Origin of the sequence: Bacillus sp. AL-1R (assembly GCF_052180195.1) — a bacterium.
Lineage (GTDB): Bacteria > Bacillota > Bacilli > Bacillales > Bacillaceae_G > Gottfriedia.
Map to the genome: position 1 here is coordinate 3,227,949 of NZ_CP197469.1, position 24,838 is coordinate 3,252,786.

At 33.4% G+C, this 24,838-nt stretch carries 20 protein-coding genes and 1 pseudogene; 6 read left to right on the plus strand and 15 right to left on the minus strand.

What is annotated here, in order from left to right:
* Position 1: 1 nt before the first annotated feature.
* Positions 2-880 (minus strand): YitT family protein, encoded by an 879-nt coding sequence (locus ACSBO6_RS15500; protein WP_098843990.1) that lies wholly within the window; start codon positions 878-880, stop codon positions 2-4.
* Between the two features lie 173 nt (positions 881-1,053).
* Between ACSBO6_RS15500 and ACSBO6_RS15505 the strand changes: the two genes are divergently transcribed.
* Both ACSBO6_RS15505 and ACSBO6_RS15510 read left to right on the plus strand, forming a co-directional pair.
* The gene (locus ACSBO6_RS15505) at positions 1,054-1,497 is read left to right on the plus strand and encodes a MarR family winged helix-turn-helix transcriptional regulator (protein ID WP_098843991.1); all 444 of its coding nucleotides are present in this window, start codon (positions 1,054-1,056) and stop codon (positions 1,495-1,497) included.
* 2 nt (positions 1,498-1,499) lie between these two features.
* Positions 1,500-2,684, plus strand: coding sequence for an MFS transporter (locus tag ACSBO6_RS15510; RefSeq protein WP_098843992.1), 1,185 nt, complete (start codon positions 1,500-1,502; stop codon positions 2,682-2,684).
* Positions 2,685-2,720: 36 nt separating this feature from the next.
* Here ACSBO6_RS15510 and ACSBO6_RS15515 read toward each other — a convergent pair whose 3' ends face one another.
* Genes ACSBO6_RS15515 through ACSBO6_RS15525 form a run of 3 tightly spaced genes read right to left on the minus strand, consistent with a single transcriptional unit; the run spans position 2,721 to position 6,413 of the window.
* Positions 2,721-3,842: a Ger(x)C family spore germination protein gene (locus ACSBO6_RS15515; protein WP_098843993.1), complete on the minus strand. Its 1,122-nt coding sequence runs from the start codon at positions 3,840-3,842 to the stop codon at positions 2,721-2,723.
* Positions 3,839-4,936 (minus strand): GerAB/ArcD/ProY family transporter, encoded by a 1,098-nt coding sequence (locus ACSBO6_RS15520; protein WP_098843994.1) that lies wholly within the window; start codon positions 4,934-4,936, stop codon positions 3,839-3,841. Before ACSBO6_RS15520 ends, ACSBO6_RS15515 begins: the two co-directional genes overlap by 4 nt.
* Before the next feature lie 22 nt (positions 4,937-4,958).
* Entirely contained in the window at positions 4,959-6,413 is a 1,455-nt protein-coding gene (locus ACSBO6_RS15525) for a spore germination protein (protein WP_498843649.1), read from the minus strand.
* 163 nt (positions 6,414-6,576) lie between these two features.
* Between ACSBO6_RS15525 and ACSBO6_RS15530 the strand changes: the two genes are divergently transcribed.
* Together ACSBO6_RS15530 and ACSBO6_RS15535 are read left to right on the plus strand one after the other, a co-directional pair.
* A complete protein-coding gene (locus ACSBO6_RS15530) occupies positions 6,577-7,320 on the plus strand; it encodes a hypothetical protein (protein ID WP_498843650.1) in 744 nt (247 codons plus the stop codon).
* A 19-nt stretch (positions 7,321-7,339) separates the two neighbouring features.
* Positions 7,340-7,687, plus strand: coding sequence for a DUF952 domain-containing protein (locus ACSBO6_RS15535; protein ID WP_098843997.1), 348 nt, complete (start codon positions 7,340-7,342; stop codon positions 7,685-7,687).
* 42 nt (positions 7,688-7,729) lie between these two features.
* On the opposite strand, the gene ACSBO6_RS15540 is transcribed toward ACSBO6_RS15535, so the two are convergent.
* Both ACSBO6_RS15540 and ACSBO6_RS15545 read right to left on the minus strand, forming a co-directional pair.
* Positions 7,730-8,458, minus strand: coding sequence for an AAA family ATPase (locus ACSBO6_RS15540; RefSeq protein ID WP_098843998.1), 729 nt, complete (start codon positions 8,456-8,458; stop codon positions 7,730-7,732).
* Positions 8,459-8,629: 171 nt separating this feature from the next.
* On the minus strand, positions 8,630-8,968 hold the full coding sequence (locus ACSBO6_RS15545; RefSeq protein WP_498843651.1) for a hypothetical protein: 339 nt from the start codon (positions 8,966-8,968) through the stop codon (positions 8,630-8,632).
* Positions 8,969-9,187: 219 nt separating this feature from the next.
* Here ACSBO6_RS15545 and ACSBO6_RS15550 point away from each other — a divergent pair, with 219 nt between their 5' ends.
* A complete protein-coding gene (locus ACSBO6_RS15550; RefSeq protein ID WP_498844678.1) occupies positions 9,188-10,240 on the plus strand; it encodes a GIY-YIG nuclease family protein in 1,053 nt (350 codons plus the stop codon).
* 35 nt (positions 10,241-10,275) lie between these two features.
* Here the strand turns inward: ACSBO6_RS15550 and ACSBO6_RS15555 are convergent, their stop codons facing one another.
* From ACSBO6_RS15555 to ACSBO6_RS15595, 9 genes and pseudogenes are all read right to left on the minus strand, one after another.
* A complete protein-coding gene (locus ACSBO6_RS15555) occupies positions 10,276-11,571 on the minus strand; it encodes a uracil/xanthine transporter (RefSeq protein ID WP_098844001.1) in 1,296 nt (431 codons plus the stop codon).
* A 19-nt stretch (positions 11,572-11,590) separates the two neighbouring features.
* Positions 11,591-12,496 carry a DMT family transporter gene (locus ACSBO6_RS15560; protein WP_098844002.1) on the minus strand — a complete coding sequence of 302 codons (906 nt, stop codon included), beginning with the start codon at positions 12,494-12,496 and terminating at the stop codon, positions 11,591-11,593.
* A 305-nt stretch (positions 12,497-12,801) separates the two neighbouring features.
* Entirely contained in the window at positions 12,802-14,046 is a 1,245-nt protein-coding gene (locus ACSBO6_RS15565) for an amidohydrolase (protein ID WP_098844003.1), read from the minus strand.
* Between the two features lie 33 nt (positions 14,047-14,079).
* Positions 14,080-15,321: an amidohydrolase gene (locus tag ACSBO6_RS15570; protein WP_098844004.1), complete on the minus strand. Its 1,242-nt coding sequence runs from the start codon at positions 15,319-15,321 to the stop codon at positions 14,080-14,082.
* A gap of 23 nt (positions 15,322-15,344) precedes the next feature.
* On the minus strand, positions 15,345-16,616 hold the full coding sequence (locus tag ACSBO6_RS15575; protein ID WP_483295153.1) for an amidohydrolase family protein: 1,272 nt from the start codon (positions 16,614-16,616) through the stop codon (positions 15,345-15,347).
* Positions 16,617-17,393: 777 nt separating this feature from the next.
* Positions 17,394-18,959: a glutathione ABC transporter substrate-binding protein gene (locus ACSBO6_RS15580; protein ID WP_353616070.1), complete on the minus strand. Its 1,566-nt coding sequence runs from the start codon at positions 18,957-18,959 to the stop codon at positions 17,394-17,396.
* Between the two features lie 112 nt (positions 18,960-19,071).
* A complete protein-coding gene (locus ACSBO6_RS15585; protein WP_498843652.1) occupies positions 19,072-20,568 on the minus strand; it encodes a chlorohydrolase family protein in 1,497 nt (498 codons plus the stop codon).
* 30 nt (positions 20,569-20,598) lie between these two features.
* Positions 20,599-22,078, minus strand: a pseudogene (locus tag ACSBO6_RS15590) (amidohydrolase family protein).
* Positions 22,079-22,154: 76 nt separating this feature from the next.
* Entirely contained in the window at positions 22,155-23,711 is a 1,557-nt protein-coding gene (locus tag ACSBO6_RS15595; RefSeq protein ID WP_098846338.1) for a glutathione ABC transporter substrate-binding protein, read from the minus strand.
* Positions 23,712-23,923: 212 nt separating this feature from the next.
* Here ACSBO6_RS15595 and nikC point away from each other — a divergent pair, with 212 nt between their 5' ends.
* A complete protein-coding gene (gene nikC / locus ACSBO6_RS15600) occupies positions 23,924-24,826 on the plus strand; it encodes a nickel transporter permease (RefSeq protein WP_098846339.1) in 903 nt (300 codons plus the stop codon).
* Positions 24,827-24,838 lie beyond the last annotated feature (12 nt).

Below are 24,838 nucleotides of genomic sequence, written 5' to 3' on the forward strand. Positions count from 1 at the left end.
CCTAATGTACATTTTTCTTTTTAAATCTTCCGCCACGTACTTCTGCTATATCTGAAATTGCTAGAAAGGCAGTTGGATCAATGTCATCAACAATTGTTTTTAATTCAGCTTCTTCTAATCGAGTGATAACACAATAAATAACCTTTGTCGTTTCACCTGAGTATGCACCTTTTCCATTTATATATGTAACACCACGGCCCATTCTAAAAAGAATTGCTTCTCCAATATCATCACTTTTATCACTAATGATCCATGCTGATTTTGATTGTTCTAATCCTTCAACAACGATATCAATTGTTTTAAATGCGACTAAATACGCAATAATTGAGTACATTGCTCGATCCCAAGAAAAAATGAATCCAGCAGCTCCTAAAATAAATAAGTTGAAAACCATTATAATTTCACCAACGGAAAAAGGAATCTTACTATTAATAATAATCGCTAGAATCTCAATACCGTCTAGTGCTCCACCAAATCGTATGGCTAATCCTACTCCAACCCCTAAAACCATCCCTCCAAAGATCGTTGCAAGTAATATATCTTCTGTAAAAGCAGGGATATGATGAAACATACTTGTTAAATAGGAAAGTACAGTGATGCCAAGAATGGTGGAAATTGCAAATGTTTTCCCAATTTGCTTATAGCCTAAATAAAAAAAAGGTAGGTTTAGTACAAATAAAAATACCCCTAGAGGAAGTCCTGTAAGATGGGAAATCATGATCGAAATGCCTGTTATTCCACCATCAATAACATCATTTGGTACTAAGAAAATTTCAAGTCCAGTTGCTACAAGTAAAGCACCTACTAGCATAGCGATTGTTCTTTGTAGTATCTTCATTTTATGAGATTTTCCACTTGCTGAATGTATTGCTTCTGCCATCTCCAATACCGTCCTAACTGTTTGTAAAATTTTTCTATATTTAATATTTACTCTTATGCGCAATTTATACTAAATAAATTAATTTGCTGGACATTCACAATTTGTTTAAATATAATTAGCTAGACAACTATTTTATTTAGCTAGCTAACTAATTTTATCGAGGAGACTTTTTCATGCACAAAAAGCAGTCTTTCTTTTTTTTATTAAATCAAACGACACGTCAGTTTTCGAAATCATTTAATGAGCATCTCGTTCCTACTGGATTGTATTTGGCACAATGGTCCGTTATTCATTATATTTATTTACATGGACCTTGTACTCAACGTACAATCTGTTCGAATTTGAATATTGAGCCACCAACATTGACGCGAACGCTATGTAGAATGGAAACTTTAGACTTAATTGTTCGCAAAGAAGGTACGGACAAAAGAGAAAAAATGATTCATTTAACTGATAAAGCTCTAAATCAATTTGATCGTTGGAAAGAACAAATTATTTCATTTGAAAATGATGTTATTAAAGATATACCCGATGAAGAGCTTACTATTGCACTTCAAGTTTTTCAAAAAATGATGAACAATATGACATCGACAGAGGTTACTAAACAGGGGGAATAAGCTTGAAAAACGAGCGTTTATGGACAAAGGATTTTCTAAGTGTTAACTTAAGTGGATTTTTTGTGTTTTTAGTATTTTATACATTGATGGCAACATTGCCGATTTTTGTGATTGATAATTTAGGTCAAGAAGATAGTAAAGTTGGTCTAGTTGTAACATCGTTTCTGATCGCTTCAGTTGCCATTCGTCCTTTTGCTGGAATTTGGCTTGATACAATAGGTCGCAGAAAAATACTAATCATCTCATTAGTTTTCTTTACATTGACAACATTTTTATATCCTTTTATAAATAATTTTACATTATTACTGTTATTGCGTTTTGCACAAGGGATTGCTTTTGGTCTAGGCACAACAGCAACCGGTACGATTGTTGCTGAAATAGTTCCTGCAACACGTAGAGGAGAAGGTATGAGTTATTATAGTTCATCCATGATCCTTGCCATGGTTTTTGGTCCTTTTCTTGGTATCAATTTAATGAATCATTTCACCTTCCATATGTTGTTTTTTGTTTCTGGTTTCTTCGCAATTCTATCACTGATTTTCGGTCTATTCATTGCGATTCCAAAACAAACATTAAAAGCAAAAACTCGAATGGAACCATCACAATTAATTGAGCGTTCAGCATTACCAATCTCAATTACTGCAGCAATCATCTCTTTTGGTTACAGTGGTATCATTTCATTTATCACTTTATACGCAAAGAATTTAGGTTTTGTAGATGTTGCTAGTTTCTTTTTTATTGTTTATGCAGTTTTCATTTTAGGATCAAGACCTTTCACTGGTAAACTATTTGATCGTAAAGGAGCGAACATAATCGTTTACCCTGGGATCATTTTATTTTCAATTGGTCTAGTTGTCTTGAGCTTTTCAACGGTACCAACAATCTTTTTATTTTCCGCTGCATTAATCGGTCTAGGCTATGGCTCAATCGTACCTAGTTTTCAAACTTTAGCGATTAATACTGCTGCTCCTGCTAAAAAAGGAATGGCAACAGCGACATTTTTTATGTTTTTTGATATTGGTATGGGAATTGGCTCTTACGTCCTCGGAATCGTAACGGCCAAAACATCTTTCCATATTATGTACGTAATCACTGCAATTGTTGTATTATCAACGACTGTCATTTACTATTTATTGCATGATCGCAAACAAAGAAAAGAGATAGCGATTGAAAAAGCAGCCGCATAAACTAAAAAACCCACCAATTGGTGGGTTTTTTCTTGTTTACATCATTATCCCTTTATCTATAACGATAATTTTAACTTTTACTTTTATATTCGATTTTTGATATGTATCAAGCCAGTGTTTCTCATGTTTTTCCCAATCAGAGTATTGAAATGAATGAGCAAGTATGCCAAATCCAACTGGATCTACTTTATCTTTCTGAAAAGATTGGACTAAATCATTTAAATCTTTTTCTAATTTTTTTTGTACTGCATTTTTTAATGTTTTTTCAGATGAATTCGTCAATTTTATTGGGGATTCTGTAAACATTATCGGCAAAGTCAAGTTTACATTAAAACTATATCGTCCATTAGAATATTTTTTATCGATTTTCCGCTTTACATCTTTAATGTAAAAACTAGTTTCTACATTAGTAAAAATATCATCTTCATCTTTTTTAAATTTTTTAAGTTCCATCGCAATAACTAATTGCCCTGCTAAATGATCTTTTAAAATTTTTAACAGCTGTGTTTCATTCATTGATAAGGTACGATTATACAAATTATTGTTAGTTAATAAAGCTGTCCCATTTACTACTAAATGATCTCCTTGTACTGCCAGTTCAGGTGCAAAAGGTGTAATTCCCATTTCATAATACATTTGATGAAACATTCGTACAGATGTTCTAAAAGCAACATTTCGATAATCAGCGGTTTCTAATAATTGAGGAATATAGATTGGTAACTCTGGTTTATCCTTTGCTTTTAAATTAAAAACATCGGAAAGTGGACCGTCTACAAAAATAAGATCTGCATTTAATCGAAACTTTGGATCCCGAAAAAACATATCCATTATTGAAAACCAATTTTTATGTTCAAGTACTTTTGACCCAATTAAGATTGCTTGAATTTTACCTCCACCAGTTACTCCACTAGCACGTGTATCAAAATAATTTCTAGATTCTTTAAGTGATAAGGTTTGAACATTAAAATAATTCGTTTTCGCTTTTGTTTCTCCACTAAAAATCGGGCTTGCCATATAAATTTCTACTTTATTTTCATCGTTTACATCGATTCCTACAATCATCGCCAAAGTGACATCTTCTATGTTAACCTTCCCTTTGCAACCTGAAACACCGATTACTAAAAAAATACTAAGCAAACATACTTGAAAATATTTCAATTGATTTTCACCTTACTTAACCTATTTTTTATTAAACCACTGACCAATAACAGTATAGGGATACCGATCGTGATGGATAATCCAGAAATCATCACAATATGTAAATGATTAGCTGTATTTGTAAAGGTCGGAACTTGAATAAATGTAAGGATGGTAATGATGATAAAAAGAATAATAATGATAATAGGTGATAGTCTAAATTTAAATAACTCTGATAACCCATTCATACTAGCCCAAATATACGTAACCCATGTTTTTGAAATAATCATTAAAAATAATGAGAATAAAATGAAATCTAATCTCTCAACATATTGGAATTCTACTACACTTAAAATATCGATAACGGGCTCATATATTTTTTTGATTTCATAAGGACTATAAATAACAAAACAAATCATTGTGACAAAAACGTAGGTAAAAGTTGTTAAAGCATTTCCAATAATAACGCCTTTGATCGCCTTTTCCTTTGATTTTAAATATGGATAAAAAACTAGCGTTAATTCAATCCCTAGAAATGAGGTCGTCGTTAATGGAATTGTTTTAAAAATTGGCATCCAACCATTCTTTACAATTGGTAAAATAAAATTTAGATCAGCGTCTTTAAGTGTGAATAGCAGCATGAATAAGGTAAAAACAGCAATTGGAAAAATGGCCTCTATATATTTAGCTATTAAATGAACTCCTCCCCTGATCAGCTGGTAAGTTGGAAATAGAAATAACAATAATAAAATAGAACTTTTTGTTTCTTGAAGTACGTAGCCTTGAGTATATAAAATCGCTCGAACTAATACGAGATACCCTGCATATAGGAAATAAATTGCTTGTAACAAAACTACAATAGATCCAAAAATTTTTCCTAGATAAAACGTAAAAAAACCGATGTAGTTTAAATTGGGAGCCTTCTCTCTTAATTTAACAAATATAATGCTTATTACAGTAGAAATGATCCCCCCAAAAAGAATGGCAATCCAACTACTTGTCCCTCCTTTAAGAGCTAGTTCGCTAGGAAGTGACAACATTCCAATCCCTACTTGAATACCAAAAATCATTAAAACAAATTGAAATTGTGTAATTTTTGACTTCGTAATTATCATGAAAGAATCCCTTCTAACCTATTCATTCTTCATTTCGTTTATCTTGTTTTTTCCAAAGATATTTTAAAGGTATTCTTATAATTGTATCTTTAAATGCATCACGATTGAGGGGGGAAAACGGTAAAGTATATGGTTTGTTGTAACTAGATAAGCTCAATCCATGGATCATAAGAACCATTGTACTTACAACTAAACCGATTAATCCAAATAATGAAGCCATAATCATAAATGGAAATCGAATGACCCGTAAACTTGATGCCATTTCATAGTTTGGAATAATAAATGATGAAATAGCAGTTAAAGCTACGACGATTACCATAATATTACTAACAATCCCTGCTTGTACCGCTGCTTGCCCGATTACAATCCCGCCTACAATGCCAACTGTTGTACTAATAGGCGCCGGTAGCCTAATCGCTGCTTCTCTTAACATTTCTAAAGTAATCTCCATTACAATGGCTTCAAATAAAGGATCAAATGGAACCTTTGCCCTGGATTCCCCAATTGATAGTAGTAATTTTAAAGGGACAATCTCATAATTGAATGAAATAATGGCAATATAGATTCCTGGCAAAAAGATCGTTAAAAAAAATGCAACGACTCTAAGTATACGGTTAAATGAAGCCACCCACGCTCTTGCTGAATAATCATCAATCGTTTTAAAAAATATGGCAAAATTTATCGGTAAAATAATAACCTCAGAGGATCGGTCTAAAATTAAAACTACTTTTCCTTCCAGTAATGTCGTAGCTGCAACATCTGGTCTTTCCGTTGTAAAATATTGCGGAAAAGGCGAAAACGGGTTCCTTTCAATCAATTGTGCTAGATGGCTTGCACTTATAATCGAATCAAGTTTTATCTTTGAAATCGTTTCTTCTACACCAGCTAGTAAATCTTCATCCACTAACCCGTCGATATACGCCATTGATACTTTGCATTTATTCTCATTCCCAATTTCAACTTGCTTAATTTGAAAATCTCGACTTTTAATAAATCTTCGAAGCAAAGCGATATTAGCTTGTTCAGTCTCAACGAAGGATATCTTTGTACCCCTTAAAGAATTATCAATACTAGGAGGCGTATACGGTCTTTGTAGCACTTTTCCAGTCGAATAAACAAATCCGACTGGATCGCCTTCTACTAGTAAAATACTATTACCATTCAGTATTGCTGTTTCAATTTCCAAGATTTGATTAGTACGAACAGTATTATTCGTTATAAACAATTCTGTTTCATCTGTATATGAACTGATCGTATTAATAAATTGAGCTATTTTATCTTCATCGGCTACACTAGACAAATAGCAAAGTACAGCCTTCTGATTTTGTATTATCAAGTCTCTTTTTACTAAATCAGAGGTAGGAAAGATTCTCTGAATAATGTTAAAGTTTTCTATTAAATTTCCTTCAGTATGAAGAATGGAAGAACGTAAATTAAATTTTCTTAAACGCTTTTTTTGTTCATTTGTATAATGCACTTAATCTTCCAGTCCTTTCATACAATTTCAAGCTCGCTTTCAGCTATTCAGTTTTATCAAAAACACCTTATTTTATACTTGAAAGGCTAGCTCGAAGATCGTTGGATTTCTAAGTAGACTTTCGATACAATATACTATAATACGGTTGTGGCGGAGGGAAAGTATGGCAATCTTAGCTAACGCAAAATTTAACCAATATAAAAAGTTAATATCTTCTTTATCTCCTTCACTTGAAACTAGTACTTTAAAAAGTGAAAAATTTCTAGTAGATAAAGATGAAAAAAAAAATTTAGAAATTTATTATGCTCCTTTTGAGTACATTAATGAGCAAGCTAAAGTCATCATTGTAGGGATTACACCTGGTTTACATCAAATGAAACAATCTTATTCTACTGTAATCAGGCTCAAGGATCAGGAGATAGATGACGAAGAAATTTTACATGAGGTTAAAAAGAATTCTAGCTTTGAAGGACCGATGCGAAAGAATTTAATTGCTATGTTAGACGAATTAGAATTACATCAATATCTTGGATTAAATTCTACTAGCGAACTTTTTAGTACAGCAAGTCATTTAGTCCAAACGACATCCGTAATTAAATACCCTGTTTTTTATAAAGGAAAAAACTATAATGGTTCAACTCCAAATATTTTAAGAACTGATTTATTTAAAAAGTATATTGTTCATACCTTTGCGAAGGAAATCATAAGACTAGAAGATCCCCTCATTATCCCGTTAGGAGTTAATGTTTCAAAAGTGTTAACCTATCTAACAACAAATGATTATTTAAACTCGGACTCAATTTTATACGGATTTCCCCATACATCTGGCGGTAATGGACATCGACATAAACAATTTGCAGAAAATAAAGAAGACATGAAAAGAAAAATAAAATTATACTTTGAGTAATGATTAAAGGAGAAACAAAATGATTTTACATATTATTGGGAACAAAGACTGGCAAAATGCAAAAAATTCTGGTGAATATTCACCAGATAGTTTAAACAAAGAAGGCTTTATCCATTGTTCAACCCTCAAACAAACTGTTGAAATTGCAAATTTATTCTTTAAAGGTGCAACTGATTTAAAATTATTATGCATCGATGAAGAGAAAACAAAATCTAAAATCGTCTATGAAGATACTGAAAACTTCGGGCAAGTATTCCCGCATATATATGGACCACTAAATTTAGATGCTGTTTTTAAAGTTGCTGATCTTCACGCTGATGAAAATGGACTATTTTTATTACCTAAAGAATTAAAAGAACAGGAATAACAAAAAACTCAGTTTCACATAGGTGAACTGAGTTTTTTAGTTTCACTCATCATCACGTAATAAATCACTTAAAAACTTTTCTCTGTTTTGTAAAAAGTATTTAGTAATTTGGTAGTGGTCCGTATTTTCGTAATCAACTCTAGTAATTTTCCCATGATCAAAGCTCAGAATATCTGCATTTGGATAACCAAGTAGGATGGGAGAATGTGTTGCAATAATAAACTGTGAATTTTCGTTTTCTACTAAATCATGTATTATTTTTAAAAATGATAATTGCCTAGCTGGAGACAACGCTGCCTCAGGCTCATCTAACAAATAGATTGCGGTTTCGTTAAATCGATTTAAAAACAGGGATAAAAATGATTCCCCATGTGATTGATTATGGAGAGACTGTCCGCCATATCTTTCATATTTTCTTGGGTCCTCTAATTCATCTAAATAAGTAGCAAAATGATAAAATGATTCCGCTCGTAAGAAAAATCCATTCGAAATTTTCGGCAACCAAGACAGTCTTATGTAATTTCCTAGCTGTGACTCTGATGCATAAACTTCATAATTATTATTACGTCCGCCACCTGCTGTATTAAAATCACATTTATCAGCAATTGCTTCCAATAATGTAGACTTTCCAGAACCATTTTCACCTACAAAGAAAGTTACATTTTTTCTTAGGTTTAATTCATCAAAGGATTTAATCGAAGGAATTGAAAACGGATAATGCCTAAAGGATTTTATATCATCGCGCAAAAGTGTAATTTTTTTTAAAAACATTTTCATCACCTATGAAAATTATACAGTAATTATGATCTTTATCTAGAAAGAAATACATAGATGAACTCCTAAATTGCGATTCTATTTGTCACACTTTTTTCATTAAAATAAAAAAATAGGGTTCTCCTAAGAATGTAATGTTAGGATACCCTCTTTTTTTAGTGGAGGTAATTAAAATACAGTACTAAGAGCATCTCTATAAATCACGATCGCTCTGACGACATGAAATATTGCTACAATAATAATTGTTACTTCATAAGCAGATACATTAATTAAATCGAATTTTTTCCGGAGTACAAATCTCCGAAAAAGTGCTGGGAATCCTTCATTTAGTTTTAAACAAATAAGATAGAAAACTAGAATGACAAAGTATAAAAAGAATCCCATGTCAACATACTTCCAGTTAACTAATTCAGCAAATAAACTACATAACCAAATGATGAATCCATTAACAATACAAGCTAGAACCCAATTGGAGAAAGAGGATGTCGTATAGATCGTTTTCATCAAAATCACTTCTCCTTTAAATCTACTGTAGTCAATTTTTACGCGTTTAGTCGTTCTTTTATGCGTGTATTATAGACTTTAAATTTTGTTTTTTTATTAAGTTTTGATGAAGTTATTCCACATAAATGTGCTGACTTTTTATTCAATACTCATGTTAAAATGAATTTATACTTACTAGAAAAGGGATGAACTACTATTAATCTACAAGAAAAAGTAAAAAATCTGCCATTATCCCCTGGCGTTTATTTAATGAAGGATTCAAAAGGTCAAATCCTATATGTAGGAAAAGCAAAAAGCTTAAAAAAAAGAGTTCAATCTTATTTTCAAAATTCAAAAGGACATACACCAAAAGTAAAGAAACTGGTAATCCATTTAAAAGATTTTGACTATTTATTGACAGATACTGAATTCGATGCTTTTATGCTTGAGTGTCATTTAATTAAAGAGATTAAACCTATGTATAATCGTATGATGAAAAATCCGCAATCATTTATTTACTTAGTCATCAACTTAAATAAAAAAGTTCCTACATTTGAAATTAGCTATGACCCTATCGAAGGAGAAAATGTATTCATCTTTGGTCCTTTTACAAGTAGAAGTACTGTTGAAAGAGCAGTTAATGGCATTAAGGAATGCTTTAAAATTAATTGTGGCCATTCATCCATTAAAAATAGCGCTTGTTTAAATTATTCGTTAGGGACATGTAATGGAGTTTGTCTAGGTGGTTCTGCACTTAAAGAATACAATATGATCATTGATAAAGTTATTGGCTTTCTTAATCGTACTGATATGAGCCTGCTTGAAGAAATGGAAAAGCTTATGTTAAGTGCGTCTGAACAATTCGACTTTGAAGCTGCAGCAAAATACAGGGATTGGATTGAAATGGTAAAGTCATTAACTAATAAAGAAAAACTAATTGATTTTACTGAACAAAACCACAATATTATTACAGTTGAACAATTAGAAAAAAACAAATTTAAATACTTTCTGATCCATCGGACACAAATATTGCATTGTGAATTGATAGAAATTAAAGACGATTCATATGATCAATTAATTAAACAAATCTATTTAAATTCAATTGATTACTTCAAGAATATGCATGATCAATCCTCCAAAGATGTAAGCCGTGATGAAATCGATGAAGCTCAAATTATTTACAGCTATTTAAATAGTAAAAATTGCAAGCATTTAATTGTTCCGAAAAGATGGCTTCATCATACAAGTACTAAATTAACAAAAGAGCTTCAAAAATTAATGAATTTCTCGAAATAAAAATAGGCCCGAGGATATTTTCCTCGAGCTTATTTTTATCCTTTTACTTTTTCAAACTGATTCCAGTTAATCGATTTCTCTAATACAATTGAAAGAATTACACCCATAATTAGTCCATTTGTTAAAAATGGTTGAACAATCATTGGTAAATTTCCAAATGTTCCAGGAGTCATATTCATTAAGCTTACTCCAACTAAAACCGGGGCTGCTAGTCTAAAAATTGTATTTGATGTAAATACTTTCCCATTTGTACTACTAAATGCTGTTCCAAACAATTGAAGGTATGCAACAAATAACACTGCATTTCCAACTGTTACAGGCATCGTAGCTAAAAATGAAATGAAAGGTGGAAGAAAGCCAATTATAGCTAGTAGTGCTCCACCATATATAAATGGTTTTCTTTCATATATTTGTGTACTTTGCAAAAATCCAAGTGATGATGTAAATGGAGTGTATGGAACAATTCCAAATAATGCAGCAATAATTGTGAAGCTACCTGTGATCAATAGTGAAAAACGATATTGTTTTGTATTCGCTTCTTCTTTTAGTAAATCAGACGCAGCTTTAATTGATGCAAATGTATTACTTAAATTCATAATTCCAGCAAAAAATGAGATTGTGATTATACCTATTTCTAAATTTGGTGCTCCTAATGGGAATATAGAAAAATGCGCACTTTGTGCCCCTACTTCTTTTGCATCTGCTCCAAATAAAATTGAGTAGAATAACCACCCTACGATAATGCCAATTAAAATTGAAAAATTGCTGATCATACGAGAACCTTTTAATTTTAAAATACTAACAAATAATACGATGCATACAGAAAGTACACTGATTGAAATACTGATTTCACCTTTACTCGTAATTCCAAGCATTCCTTTAAAAAATACAAATATAAGCTGAAATGAAAGTAGAAACAAATAAACTGTCATTACCATTGGAGTAAAGATTTTTTGAAGAAATGAAATTAGATTGAATGCAGATAAAAGTAATGTAACAATACCTGCTGCAATAAATCCTGTTGCCATTCCTCCTCCAATCTCTGTATAACTTAACCCAAATGCAGAGGCTGATAATCCTAGATTCAGCATAACTCCCCATAATAAACCAGAATGCCCCTCCATGACCGGATATTTATGACCAATCCATCCTTGTAAAAGAGATGCAATACCAGTAAAGATTAGTGAACTTCTAATCGTACTTTCAATCACATCTGAGGGCAAATGAAATGCAGCACCTATTGATATAGGGACTACAATTGTATTTGCAAAAATAAAAAATAACCATTGAACTGATGAAAAAAGAGTAGTAGAAACTCTTACGTTTTTCATAGTTTCCTCCTCCTCTTGCTTAAAAATGCTTTGTGTCTTTTATATAGACTGGGTGTTTAATGGCCCTTTTCCATTTTAATGAAGTTGAAAGAAAAACACCAATAATAATGAGTGCTCCACCAAATAATTGTGATAAAGTAATATTATTTTTTAAAACAATCAATCCAACTAACATTGCAATAAAAGGTTCTAAGTTAAGAAACATAGCCGCTTTTGATGCTCCGACTATTTGAATTTGATGATTCCAAATTAAAGTACAAATCCCATGCATAACGATCGCTGTTACAATTAATAGGATCCAAGGCATCGCTTCCTTGCTCAATTCTCCAGTTGTTTTTGAAAAAAGTACAACCGGTAATAAGCCTCCAAAACCAATAAAATTCGAGTAAAGCGTGATTGTTGTGGATTCATATCTTACTGTAAGCTTTTTAATCATAATAATTGAGATTGAAAACGTGAGCATCGTTAAAAAAATCCAAATCAACCCAATTGTAATTTGAAGCTTTTGTCCATTTGTTATGACAAAAAAGACGCCTATAAACGCGATAATTGAACCTAATACAAAACCTTTTGTTAGTCTTTCTTTTAAAACGATTGAAGCTAAAAAAGATGTAGTAAGAGGAGCAAGTGCAAGTATTAATGCAGAAGTTGTAGGATGGGTTGTTTCTAAAGCGGCATAAAATGACCATTGATTAATACAAGTACCAATTAACCCTAGTAAAACAATCATAATCCAATCTTTCGTCTTAATTTTTTTCCATTTTTTCTTCATTAATGCATAAAAAGCCATAAATAGTAATATAAAGCACAATCTTAAAGCTGACAATAAAATTGGTGGAAATTCTTTTACTAGTATTGAACCAAAAATAAAATTACTTCCCCAACAGATTACACAAAAAAGTAATAATAGATAAGAACGAACCATATTACAGCCTGCTTTCTCGAATTTTTTAAAAGTAAACTCGGTCGACATAACAAATGCGTTGTTGCACTTATACGTAATTCCTAAAATTGACTACAACTTCTACCAATTAATCCCTTTCTAAATGTGAAAAAAATGAAAAAGGAAATCTAGAAAATTCTAGAGATCCTTTTTCTTCTAATTCTTAGGCTTTTTACAAAGCTTTGTTTACGGACAGGATAGATTTATGCGGATGTTTATTTTCCTTGGGGAGGCTTTTTCATCCTTTTTTTAACCTTAGTCCTATCCCAATCTTTCAATTTCTCTATTTATTTACGAATCAATCTTTCTTCACTTAAGGAACCACTAACGACTTTCCCATTATAAATTACTGCTTTACGATTGGCGCGTCTAGCTATAGCCTCGGCCGAACAGCTTGCATCTACCAATACTAGATTTGCAAAATCTCCTACTTTTGGCCACACTTGGTTCCCATTTGTATCTAATGGCGTTTTTCCACCTGTAATATATTTTAATGTTTGCGCTAATGATACTTCATCCATCCATCTAAAGCGTTCAGCTAGTCTTCCTGCTCTTTCAAGAATATCACCTGTACCAAGTGGAGACCAAACATCAAAGATATTATCATTACCGACTGCTACTTCGACTCCGCGTTCATTTAGTAAATCAACTGGAGGCATTTGTCTATTAATCGGAACACTTGTGACAATCGAAATTCCTGCGTCTCTAAAACTGTTCGCTAGATCAACTGCCTCTTCCCTAGGCACATCTCCGATCCCAAATGCATGACTGATTGCTACTCTTCCTTCCCATCCCGCTTGTTTCGTAAACTCTACTATACGCTTCATCGTAAAAGTGCCTAGATGACCTGGATCGTGTAAATGGATATCAATATCTGCATCAGCTTCAACTGCTAAATTATAAAGCTGATATAATGACTCTTCAATATTTTGATCTACAATAGCAGGATCAACTGAGCCAACAATTCCTGCTCCATTTCTTAGTGCTTCTCTGACATAATTATATGCATTTGACCTTAATAATCCATGTTGAGCAAATGCAACAACGTCAGAGCTAAGACGATTTGAATAATTTGTTAAGGCTTGTTCAACTTGCTCTAAATTTCTTATTCCAATCTCTGGGTAAATATCTACATGCGTTCTCACATGTGTAGAGCCTGAGGCTAAAAGGATTTCAAGCAAAGCTTCTGCTCGCTCCTTTGTACTAGAAGCAATTGTTGGTAAAACCATTTTTTCATTTTCAAATCGCTCAATCACACTAGAAGTTGGCGTACAAGCCCTCCATACATCTCCCATTAACGTTTTATCAAGATGTACATGTTTTTCAATAAAAGATGGTAGAAGTAGTAATCCTTCTGCATCTTGAACTGTAAACTCATTCGTAATATCCGTTTCTTCTTTCGTTATTCGAGTGATCTTTCCGTTTTCAATAAAAAGATGAAATAATTCAGTAGCAGTACCGATCACTTTTCCGTCTTCTTTTTCAAAGCCAATTTCTAATCGAGCATTTTTTAACCAATAGCTAGATTTCATGAATTTCGCCCCTTTTTGTAATCTATTGTTACTTTATTTCAAAGCTGATTCGTAATTCAGTCCACCATAAACAATCTTTCCATTAGCAATAACAGCAGCACGTTTTGCTCGTCTTGCAACAGCTTCTGCAGAACATGCTGCATCGACTAAAACCATACTTGCTTCATCTCCAACCTTTGGCCATAACAGATTACCCTTTTCATCAAGAGTCTTTATACCACCAGTTATAAATTGCAATGTTTGAGATAGCCCGTATTCATCTTTCCAATTGTATCTCTCAGCTAATCTTCCAGCTTTTTCTAACATATCCCCTGTTCCATGTGGAGACCAAGAATCATAGAAACCATCACATCCTAAAGCAACTTGTACACCTTTTGAATGTAGTAAATCAACAGGAGGCATTACCCTGTTAATCGGAACAGTCGACATAATTGATACGCCTAAGCTTGCTAGTTTGCTAGCCATTTCAACTGATTCATTTTTCGGTACGTCACCTAGCGCAAATGCATGGCTTACTGCTACGCGATTATACCAACCGGCTTGTTCAATAAACGAAACAAGTTTTTGGATTGTATAAAAACCAAGATGACCTGGGTCATGAATATGAATATCGATATCAGCATCAAACTGGACTGCTAAATCAACCATTTCAAATAAAGAAAGTTCAATATTTTGATCAATACCACCAGGATCTAATCCTCCGACAATCGTCGCTCCCTCTCTCATCGCTTTTTTCATCAATGATTTACTATTTGTACGAAGCAATCCATGCTGAGGAAAGGCAACGATTTCGTGAGTCATTTTATCTTTATACGTATAAAGTGCTTTTTGAATTTCTTCTAAATTTTTCAAGCCAATATACGGATCAATATTAACATGTGTTCGAACATGGGTTGCGCCACCTTTTAATAATAGATGAAGCATTTGCTGGGCACGATGTTGACCTGTTTCGGCTAGTTCTACAAGTTCGGCTGCTTCTAAATTTAATCTCTCTACTAAATTTGCAGCAGGAATACACGCCTTCCATGGAAGTCCAAGATAAGTCTTATCTAAATGATTATGCATTTCTTTAAAAGCAGGTAATGCTAGTAAATTTTTTGCATCCTCAACTGGTAAATCTGTTTGTAATGGAAAATTAGCTGATTGTAATTGTTCAATTTTCCCATCATTAATTAGTAAATTGTAAAGAGTAGTCTCAGTACGATCAATTTTTCCATCTTCAAATACAAATCCGCTATCAAGTTTTACATTTTTAAGCCAATATGATTGATTCATCTCATCACTCTCTTTTATAAAACTTAAACTGTTGTTGATTCAAGATTTGAAATTGAACCACTTACAACATTCCCTTTAAAAATAACAGCAGCTCGTTTTGCTCGTCTTGCAACTGCCTCAGCTGAGCAAGTAGCTTCAACAAGTACGATATTTGCTTCATCTCCAACATTTGGCCATGCTCTTTCTCCTTCTGTGTTTAAAGGAGTCACTCCACCTGTAATAAATCCAAGACTATTAGCAAGTGTTTTTTCTTCAATTAATCTAAATCTTTCAGCAAGTCGCCCAACTTTTTCAAGATTATCTCCAATCCCAAATGGCGTCCAATGATCCGTAATACTGTCATTGCCTAGTTCGACTTTTACACCTTTTTCACTTAGTAAAGGAATTGGGATTGTTCTAAAAATCGGAACCGTAGAAGTAATCGAAATTCCTAAATCTGCAAATCTCTCAGCAATCGCAGTAGCATCTGGAACTGATAAATCTGCTAAACCACTTGCATGACTTACTGTAACTCTTCCCTGCCAACCTGCTTTTTCAGTTAATGTTGCTAATCTTTGCATTGTAAATAATCCAAGATGATCTGGGTCATGTAAATGAACATCGATATCAGAATTAGATTCAACAGCTATTTCCATAATCGTCTCAAGGGAGCGTTCGATGTTTTCATCAATTGTAGCTGGGTCAACTCCACCTACTAGATTTGCTCCATATTTCATCGCTTCTCTTACTAGTTCGACAGAGTTACTTCTTAATAATCCGTGTTGCGGAAATGCAACAATTTCATGTGTTAATTTATCTTTATATCCTTCTAAAGCTTGCATAGTTGCTTCTAAGTTTTTTAATCCGATAACTGGATCAATATTACAATGTGTTCGAACGTGTGTTGTACCGTAACTTAATAAAAGATCTAGCATCTTTTCTGCTCTTTCTTTAGCAGTTGGTAACAATTTTGGTAATAAAATTTGTTCTTCTTCAATACGTGTTTTCACACCATTAGTTGCTGGCATACATGCTTTCCATGGTCCACCATAATAAGTTTTATCAATATGAATATGCATTTCTTTAAATGAAGGAACCATTAGAAGGCCTTGCACATCATATTGAGGCAATTGATCTGTAATTAAATCACTAACTATTTGAATAGAAGTAATTTTTCCATTTTCAATTTTAACATTGTACTTTCCAGTTGCAGTTCCGTTGATCACTTCATTGTCATTATAAGTAAAACCATTTTCCAGAGTTACATTTGTTAACCAATACGATTTTGACAATATACTCACCCTTCCATCCCACATTAAATTTTGATTCTATTCTAATTATAAGTCTGTTTGAAATATTTTGATTTTAGAATATTTACCTATTTTTAAGGTATTTTTACTTGTTGCAATTTCATTTTTAGAGTTGATATTAAATAAGGGTTCGGTGGTTGTTTTGACTACATGATCTCGCTTTCGATGGGCTATTCTTCCTCATGAGTTATTTATGAGGAAGGATTTTTCTTCTCTTCGCCGTTTTACTTCCTCATGAGCCCTTTATGAGGAAGGATTTTTCTTCTTTTCGCCGTTTTACTTCCTCATGAACCCTTTATGAGGAAGGATTTTTCTAATTTTTGCCGTTTTACTTCCTCATGAGCCCTTTATGAGGAAGGATTTTTCTAATTTTTGCCGTTTTACTTCCTCATGAACCCTTTATGAGGAAGGATTTTTCTAATTTTTGCCGTTTTACTTCCTCATGAGCCCTTTATGAGGAAGGATTTTTCTTCTTTTCGCCGTTTTACTTCCTCATGAGCCCTTTATGAGGAAGGATTTTTCTAATTTTTGCGGCTTTACTTCCTCATGAGCCCTTTATGAGGAAGGATTTTTCTAATTTTTGCCGTTTTACTTCCTCATGAGCCCTTTATGAGGAAGGATTTTTCTTCTTTTTTGCGGTTTTACTTCCTCATGAGCTATTTATGAGGAAGTTTTTTCACATTATTGCTCGTTTACCAACTCTTGAACTCCTTATATTGAAGATATTGTTTCATTTCCACAAGAAAGTTCACCCCTAGATCAGGGATGAACATTTTAGTCAGATTATTTAATTGTTACATCGTTAATCTCTAGATAGCCTGAAGGACTGATTGAGAAGCCTTTTACGTCTTTTGAGATTGCAGCGACATTTTCGATTACTCTTACAGGAATATATGGTGAATCGTCCATTTCAATTTCTTGTGCTTTAGCGTAGATTTCTTTGCGTTTTGCTTCGTCTTTTTCTTTTCTTCCAGCATTAATTAAGTCATCAACTTTTGGATTGCTATAGAAGAATGTATTTCCAGCAGCGCCGCGTGAGTCTGAGTGGAATAGGTTGTACTGATTGTAATCTGCATCTCCTGTTGCGTTTCTCCAGCTAATAATAAACATTTCTGATTGACCTTTGTTTACTTTTTCAACGAATGAACCATATTCCATCACTTGTACTTTTAAATTAATGCCAATTCCTTTTAATTGTGATTGAATAACTTCTGCTAAATTTACTCGTTCTTTGCTATCCATCGTTAGGATTGTTGCATCAAATCCATCTGGATAACCTGCTTCTGTTAATAGTTTCTTCGCTTCTTTTAAATTGTAATTGTATGCTTTTAATTGCTCATCATATCCGAATACTTTCGATCCCATTGCTGAATTCGCTTTTTTACCTACATTGTTAAATACACCTTTAATAATCGAGTCCATTTCAACTGCATGAGCGATTGCTTTACGAACACGTACATCATTAAACGGTTCTTTTGTAACATTGAATCCGATATACTCTGTTCCATACCCTTCACTTCGGTACACTTCCATAGCTGAGGATGATTCAACTTGATTCATAACTGCGATTGGGAGTGGTTCTGCAATTTGAGCTTCTCCTGTTTCAATCATTGAAATTCTTGTTGAGTCTTCTGGAACTACCTTGAACTCAACTTTGTCAATCTTTGGTTTTTTCCCCCAGTAATCTTTATTTTGAACTAATGTAATTTGTTGACCTGGAGACCATGATTTAAATTTAAAAGGACCTGTTCCATTTGGTTCTTGAATAATATTCTTACCATATTTATCGATTGTTTTGGGGCTAATAATTCCACCTTCATGATTTGCTAAAATTGAAAGAAGTGGTGAAAATGGTTCGCTTAAATTAAATTGAACTGTATATTCATCTACTACTTTTACTTCTTTTACCATTTTGAAAACGACAGCTCTTGGTGAAGCAACTTTAGGATCTAATAAACGATCAAAGGTTTTCTTTACAGCCTCTGCATTAAATGGTGTACCATCGTGAAACTTCACATCGTGCCTGAGTTTAAATTCCCAAGTTTTATCATTGATTTGTTTCCATGACTCTGCAAGCATTGGTTGAATTTCATTATCACGATCTCGCTGGACTAGACCTTCGTAAATTTTATGATGAGTTACGCTTGCTGCATTTATTGTAGACATAAATTGCTGATCTAAATTTTCGGCATCTGATAAACGAGCAATTACTAGCGTACTTCCTCCTTTTGAATCACTTGCTTGTCCATTTGCTTTCGTACCTACGTTTTGATTAGATGAACATCCTGTAATTGTGACAGCAGAAAATAGTACTAGAAAAAATTTCCCCATTCCCGATTTTAGTTTCAATTGCACTGCCTCCCTTTTAAAGTTATCTTACAAATATTTATCTAATTATATAAAATATTCAGATAATTATTTTTGAATATCTTTACCTGTTTTTTCAGTTTCTTTACTTTTTTCATTTATTTTGTTTTGCAAGTAGTTCATTAATAGCTTCAAGTTTTTTAAAAGATGGTGGAAATAGATCATTTTCAGGAAGTTGTTCATAATCCCTTTCCATATATCCTTTTCTCATCTTATTAAAATACTTTTGGCCTTTTTGTTTTAATACGTCCATATCAAGATTAGGGATTACTTGATCTTTCATCACAATCCTTCCATTTATAATGGATAGTTTTACATCTCTACCTGACCCACTAATAAACATTGTACGAATTGGATCATCAGTAACACCCATATGGAATCCTTCTAAATCAATTGCGATAATATCCGCCTTTGCTCCGACTGCTATTTTCCCGATATCTTCGCGATTAAGAAATGCCGCTGCTCCTAGAGTAATAGAATTAAAGAAATCAGCGTATGTCGATCCTTCTACTTCTTTTTCTATATATCTTGAGAGCATACTAGCAGTGCGTACATTTTGAAAAATATCTGGAGGGAACGTATCAGTACCTAATGCAATATTGATTCCAACTTTTTTATATTTTGCATATGATTCAAGTCCTTCCCCATGTCTTCCTATAATAAGTGGACAATGGATAACAGTAGTATTTGTTTCTTTCAGAAGAGAAATATCATTATCAATATTGTAATTCGCTCCACTATAGCCCGATACAAAATGTGCGTGTGGAATTCCTGTATTTGGGCCTAAAAATCCAAGATTATATAAATATTTAATTGGTGTAACTTTATGTTCTTTTAAAATTGTATTAAATTCAAAACTGCCTTGCGCAGCATGGAGCTTGATTGGAACGTTTAATTTGTCACTGTAATATTTTGTTTTGATCAAAATTTCTTTCGTCTGTGATTCTATTCGTTCTGGAGCTAACATCCCTCTAACCAGTCCATCAAATGCACCATCGAAGGTTTCGATAAACTTTACGGCTCTTTCTAACCCTTCCTCGCCCGCTGTTTCATCCCAATGAATTTTAACGTTCCCATCTGGCTCGACTACTCTAATTCCAGCTTGATAGCTTGGTCCAAGGTAAATTCTCAACCCTAGTTTTCCCGCGTGATTCGCTGCAGCTTCTAATTCTTCAAACGTTTCAGCCCAATTTTTGTAAAAAACAGAAGTAATCGGCATAGCAGTCGTAATACCATTTAAAATAAGTTGAGAATAGGCATATAAAGATTTAAATGCTTCTTCCTCCTCACTCATTAGCTCAGGATGCCCATTTTTTACAAACTCCTCAGACCATAGGAGATTTTTTTGTCTATTTGATTTCGCTTCGAAATGCAAAATATCATGATCAATGTCACCTAATGCATTTAAATCAATAAAACCAGGACTAAGGATCGCATTTCCAACGTCAATTACTTGATCTACTTCTTCTGAATAGTTTTTTCCAACATATAAAATTGAATCATTTTCGTATACAATCTCGGCATTTTCCAATATGACATGTTCATGTCCATCAAAACCAATTACATATCTTCCCTTTAATTTCGTTTTCATTTTTTCTCCCTTCGAATTTGAAAATTTTATTTAGTTTTCAACATATCTCCTCTCGTCAACATAGGCACGGGCATGCCCCCAGAAATACTTAGTAGGTTGCATATATTTTTCTAATCCTGCACGTTTAATCGTTTCAAAAGCTTCTTCATTTGCTTCATTTAAAACTGTGCTTTCATGAACGGTTTTTACATCTCTGCCTTCCATAATTAGTTTCCCATCGACAATCACATGATCTACATCATTTGCCACTGCTTGAAATACTAATCGATGAACATGCATATACTCTGGAGTCAAATGTGGTTGATGAAGATTAACTGTGATGACATCTGCTTTCTTTCCGATCTCAAGTGAACCAATTTCATCATCCCAACCTATACATTTTGCTGCATCAATTGTTACCATTTCTAAAAGCTTACCTGGTGGTAAATAATAATAGTCTCTAAGAGCTGCCTGGTGGACAAACTGTGTTTTTCTCATCGCTTGAAATAAATCAAAACTCGTAGAAGGTGATGTACCATCTGTTGAAATCGCAACAGTTGCTCCCATTTCAATTAATTCTGTAATTGGTGTGCGTGCATTTACTTGTCCAAAACCTGGTGAAGCACTAATATTTGTACCAGTTTCAGCTAATATTTTGGCTTCGTCGAATGAAATTCCTCGACAATGTTGAAGATGAACATCAGGACCTAAGAGCGCATTTTCTTTATCTTGAATTGCTAAATGAATCATTCCACCAAATGCATCTGAGTGGATTCTTGTATTATATTTTCTAGCAATCTCTCTTATTTTTTTAGCTTGATAAAGATCATGTTGTGTTAACCCATATAGTCGATCTGGAGAAGTCGGATAGGAAGGATCTACAGATGTTACAATAACGAATGGTGTAATAAAAGCTCTTGTTCGATCATCATTTGCGTGATTCAATGCCTCTATAACTGCTTCTGCCCCTTTTAGCACTTCTTCCATAAGTAACTTCTTTCTCAATTCTTTTCCCATCAACCCATCGACTAAATGAATGTGGCCAAGGTGGGTTACACGGACCAGTACAAACTACTTCACGCACACCTACTTCGTTGTAAGCTTTTGCATGGTTTATTGCAAAGATTGGATCATCCGATCTCGGCATTGATCCTAACACACTAACGCCAGTTGTAATGCCCGCTTTTAATCTTTCAAGTGCAGAAAGCTTCCCTTCGTAATACCAAAAATCGTCCGTTACATAATGCTTATACGTTTTCGTCATAATTGGCATCCAAAAATCGATATTCTCCATCGCGATTGTTTTAAACATCGAATGACCACCATGACCATGAACATCTATTAATCCTGGTAAAATACATTGATGACTACAATCAATTATTTTTTTCGCCTCATACTTGGTTTTCAAGTTTTCGCTCAAGTCAACGTCGATTATTCTCCCATTGTGAATAGCAACAGAGCCATTTTCAATGATTCTTCTTTCTGTGTCCATTGTGATAACAGTTCCATTTACTAATAACAAATCAATCATTTTTTTCCTCCTAATGTTAAATTTCTATTTAAAAACTGAAACAGCATAAATGAATTATGCTGTTTCATTGAATTACTTATTTCACTGTTACATCATCAAGCATTAAATAACTTGCTGGGTTTAACCAAAGCCCTTTAACAGATGAGCCAGTAACTGCTAAATGCTCATAGTTACGAATAGGAATATACGGTACTTCATCATTTTCGATTTTTTGTGCTTGAGCATATAGTTCTTTACGTTTTTCACTATCTGATTCTTGTCGAGCTGATTCAATTAATTGATCAACTTTAGGGTTACTGTAGAATGCACTATTTCCTGCTGCACCTTGGGATTTACTGTCAAATAAGTTAAATTGGTTATAGTCTCCATCACCAGTAGCATTACCCCATCCACCAATTGCAACTTGATGTTCACCTTTTGCCATTGCATCAATATAAGCTCCGTATTCAACCACTTGGATTTTCACATTAATCCCAATACCTTTTAACTGTGATTGAATAACTTCAGCCATATTTATTCTTTCTTTACGGTCACTAGTTGTAAGTGTAAATGATAGACCGTCCTTAATACCTGCTTCTTTTAATAGCTTTTTAGATTCATTAATATCGTAATCAAACCCTTTAAGATTTGGATCATATCCAAATACTTTCGGACTCATTGTTGAATTTGCTTTTGTTCCAACATCGTTATATACGCCTTTAATAATTGAATCTACTTCAATTGCATGTGCAATCGCTTTACGGACACGAACATCATCAAATGGTTTTTTCTTAACATTGAAAGTTAAATATTCCACAGCTAGTCCCTCTGTACGGTATAAATCCATTGTGTCAGACGCTTCGATACGATTGATTTCAGTTACAGGCACTTGATCAGTTACATGCGCTTCACCAGTTTCAATCATTGCTAGTCTTGTAGCATCTTCAGGAACTACTTTAAAGACTACACCATCAATTTTAGGTTTATTTCCCCAGTAATCTTTATTTTTTTCAATTTTAATTTCTTCTCCTGATTTCCAAGATTTAAATACATAAGGACCAGTTCCAACTGGATTTCGCCCAATTTTATCATTGTTTTCTTTAATTGATTTTGGACTAATAATACTTCCTTCATTACTCATTAAAATAGATAAAAGTGGAGCATATGGGTATTTCAAAATAAATTGAACAGTCGTATCATCTACCACTTTAACTTCTTTTATCATTTCAAATTTACCAGCCTGAGGTGAACCAGTTTTTGGGTCAAGAACTCGATCAAAATTTGTTTTAACTGCATCTGCATTAAATGGTGATCCATCTTGGAACTTAACGCCTTGTCGTAGTTTGAACTCCCAAGTCACATTATCTACTTGTTTCCATTCTGTTGCTAAAAGAGGTTGTGGCACCATATTTTTATCTGGTTCAACTAATGTTTCATATACCTTTTCATACACAACGTTTGCTGATGGTATATCCGTAATAAAATGTGGATCTAATGTAGTCGCATCAGATAGTCTAGCTACGACCAAAGTTCCTCCTGCTTTTGCTTTTGTTCCTGTTGCACTACTGCTAGTTTGGTCAGAGGTACACCCTGCAAGTACAGTAGAAATTGTTAATAATGATGCAAATAATACTCCAGCTGTCTTTTTCTTCATTGTTTTCTTCCTCCTCTTAATACATTCCCTATGAATCTCTTGTTCACCATTTTTTATTGAGTACGTAGGCTTATTCAAATTATAAAAAAAAATAAAATTTTATATTTTCAGAATCTTTACTCGTTTTTTAATTATCTTTACTGCTTTTCTGCATTATATTTACTTCAATTCTAATTTTGAATAAATTTAAACAAAGAAAAGGGGGAAAACAAATGAAACCAGAGATTGTATTGAATAACAATGAAATCAAATTAGAAAAAAAAGAATCTCAAAAACTAAAAAGATGGAAAGTATTTTATAAGAAGTTTAAAAAGAATAAATTAGCATTAGTTGGAGCCTATATTGTACTTTTTTATATTTTAGTAGCTATTTTTGCACCACTCATTTCGCCAAAGGATCCTTTTGCGATTGATTTAATGAACAAACTACAACGTCCATCACTAGAACATTGGATGGGAACAGATGATAAAGGAAGAGATATTTTAAGTCGAATCATTTTTGGTAGTCGTCTTTCAATTTCTGTTGGTTTTGTATCTGTTTTATTTGGAGCAATTTTCGGAATCACTCTTGGATTGATTGCAGGTTATTACGGGAAATGGGTAGACACAATCATCATGAGGGTTGTTGATGTTTTATTAGCATTTCCTGGTATTTTACTAGCACTTGCTATTATTAGTGCACTAGGTCCTAGTCTAATTAATGTAATGGTTGCTGTTGGTATCTTTTCAATCCCAACGTTTGCTCGAATCGTAAGAGGATCTACGTTATCTGTTAGAAAACTTGAGTATATTGATGCAATTCGTGCATTAGGTGCTACTGATGCAACAATCATTTTCAAACACATTTTTCCGAATATTCTTTCACCAATAATTGTCCAAGCTACATTAAAACTTGCTACAGCGATTCTTTCAGCAGCAGGCTTGTCATATCTCGGATTAGGTGCTCAGCCTCCATCTCCAGAATGGGGCGCAATGTTAAGTAGTGGCCGTGATTATTTATTTACTGCACCACATATTGCTTTATTTCCGGGCTTAGCGATTTCGACACTAGTTTTAGGTTTTAATATTTTCGGGGATGGTCTAAGAGATGCTCTTGATCCAAGGATGAAAAAATAAGGAGGAAAGTAA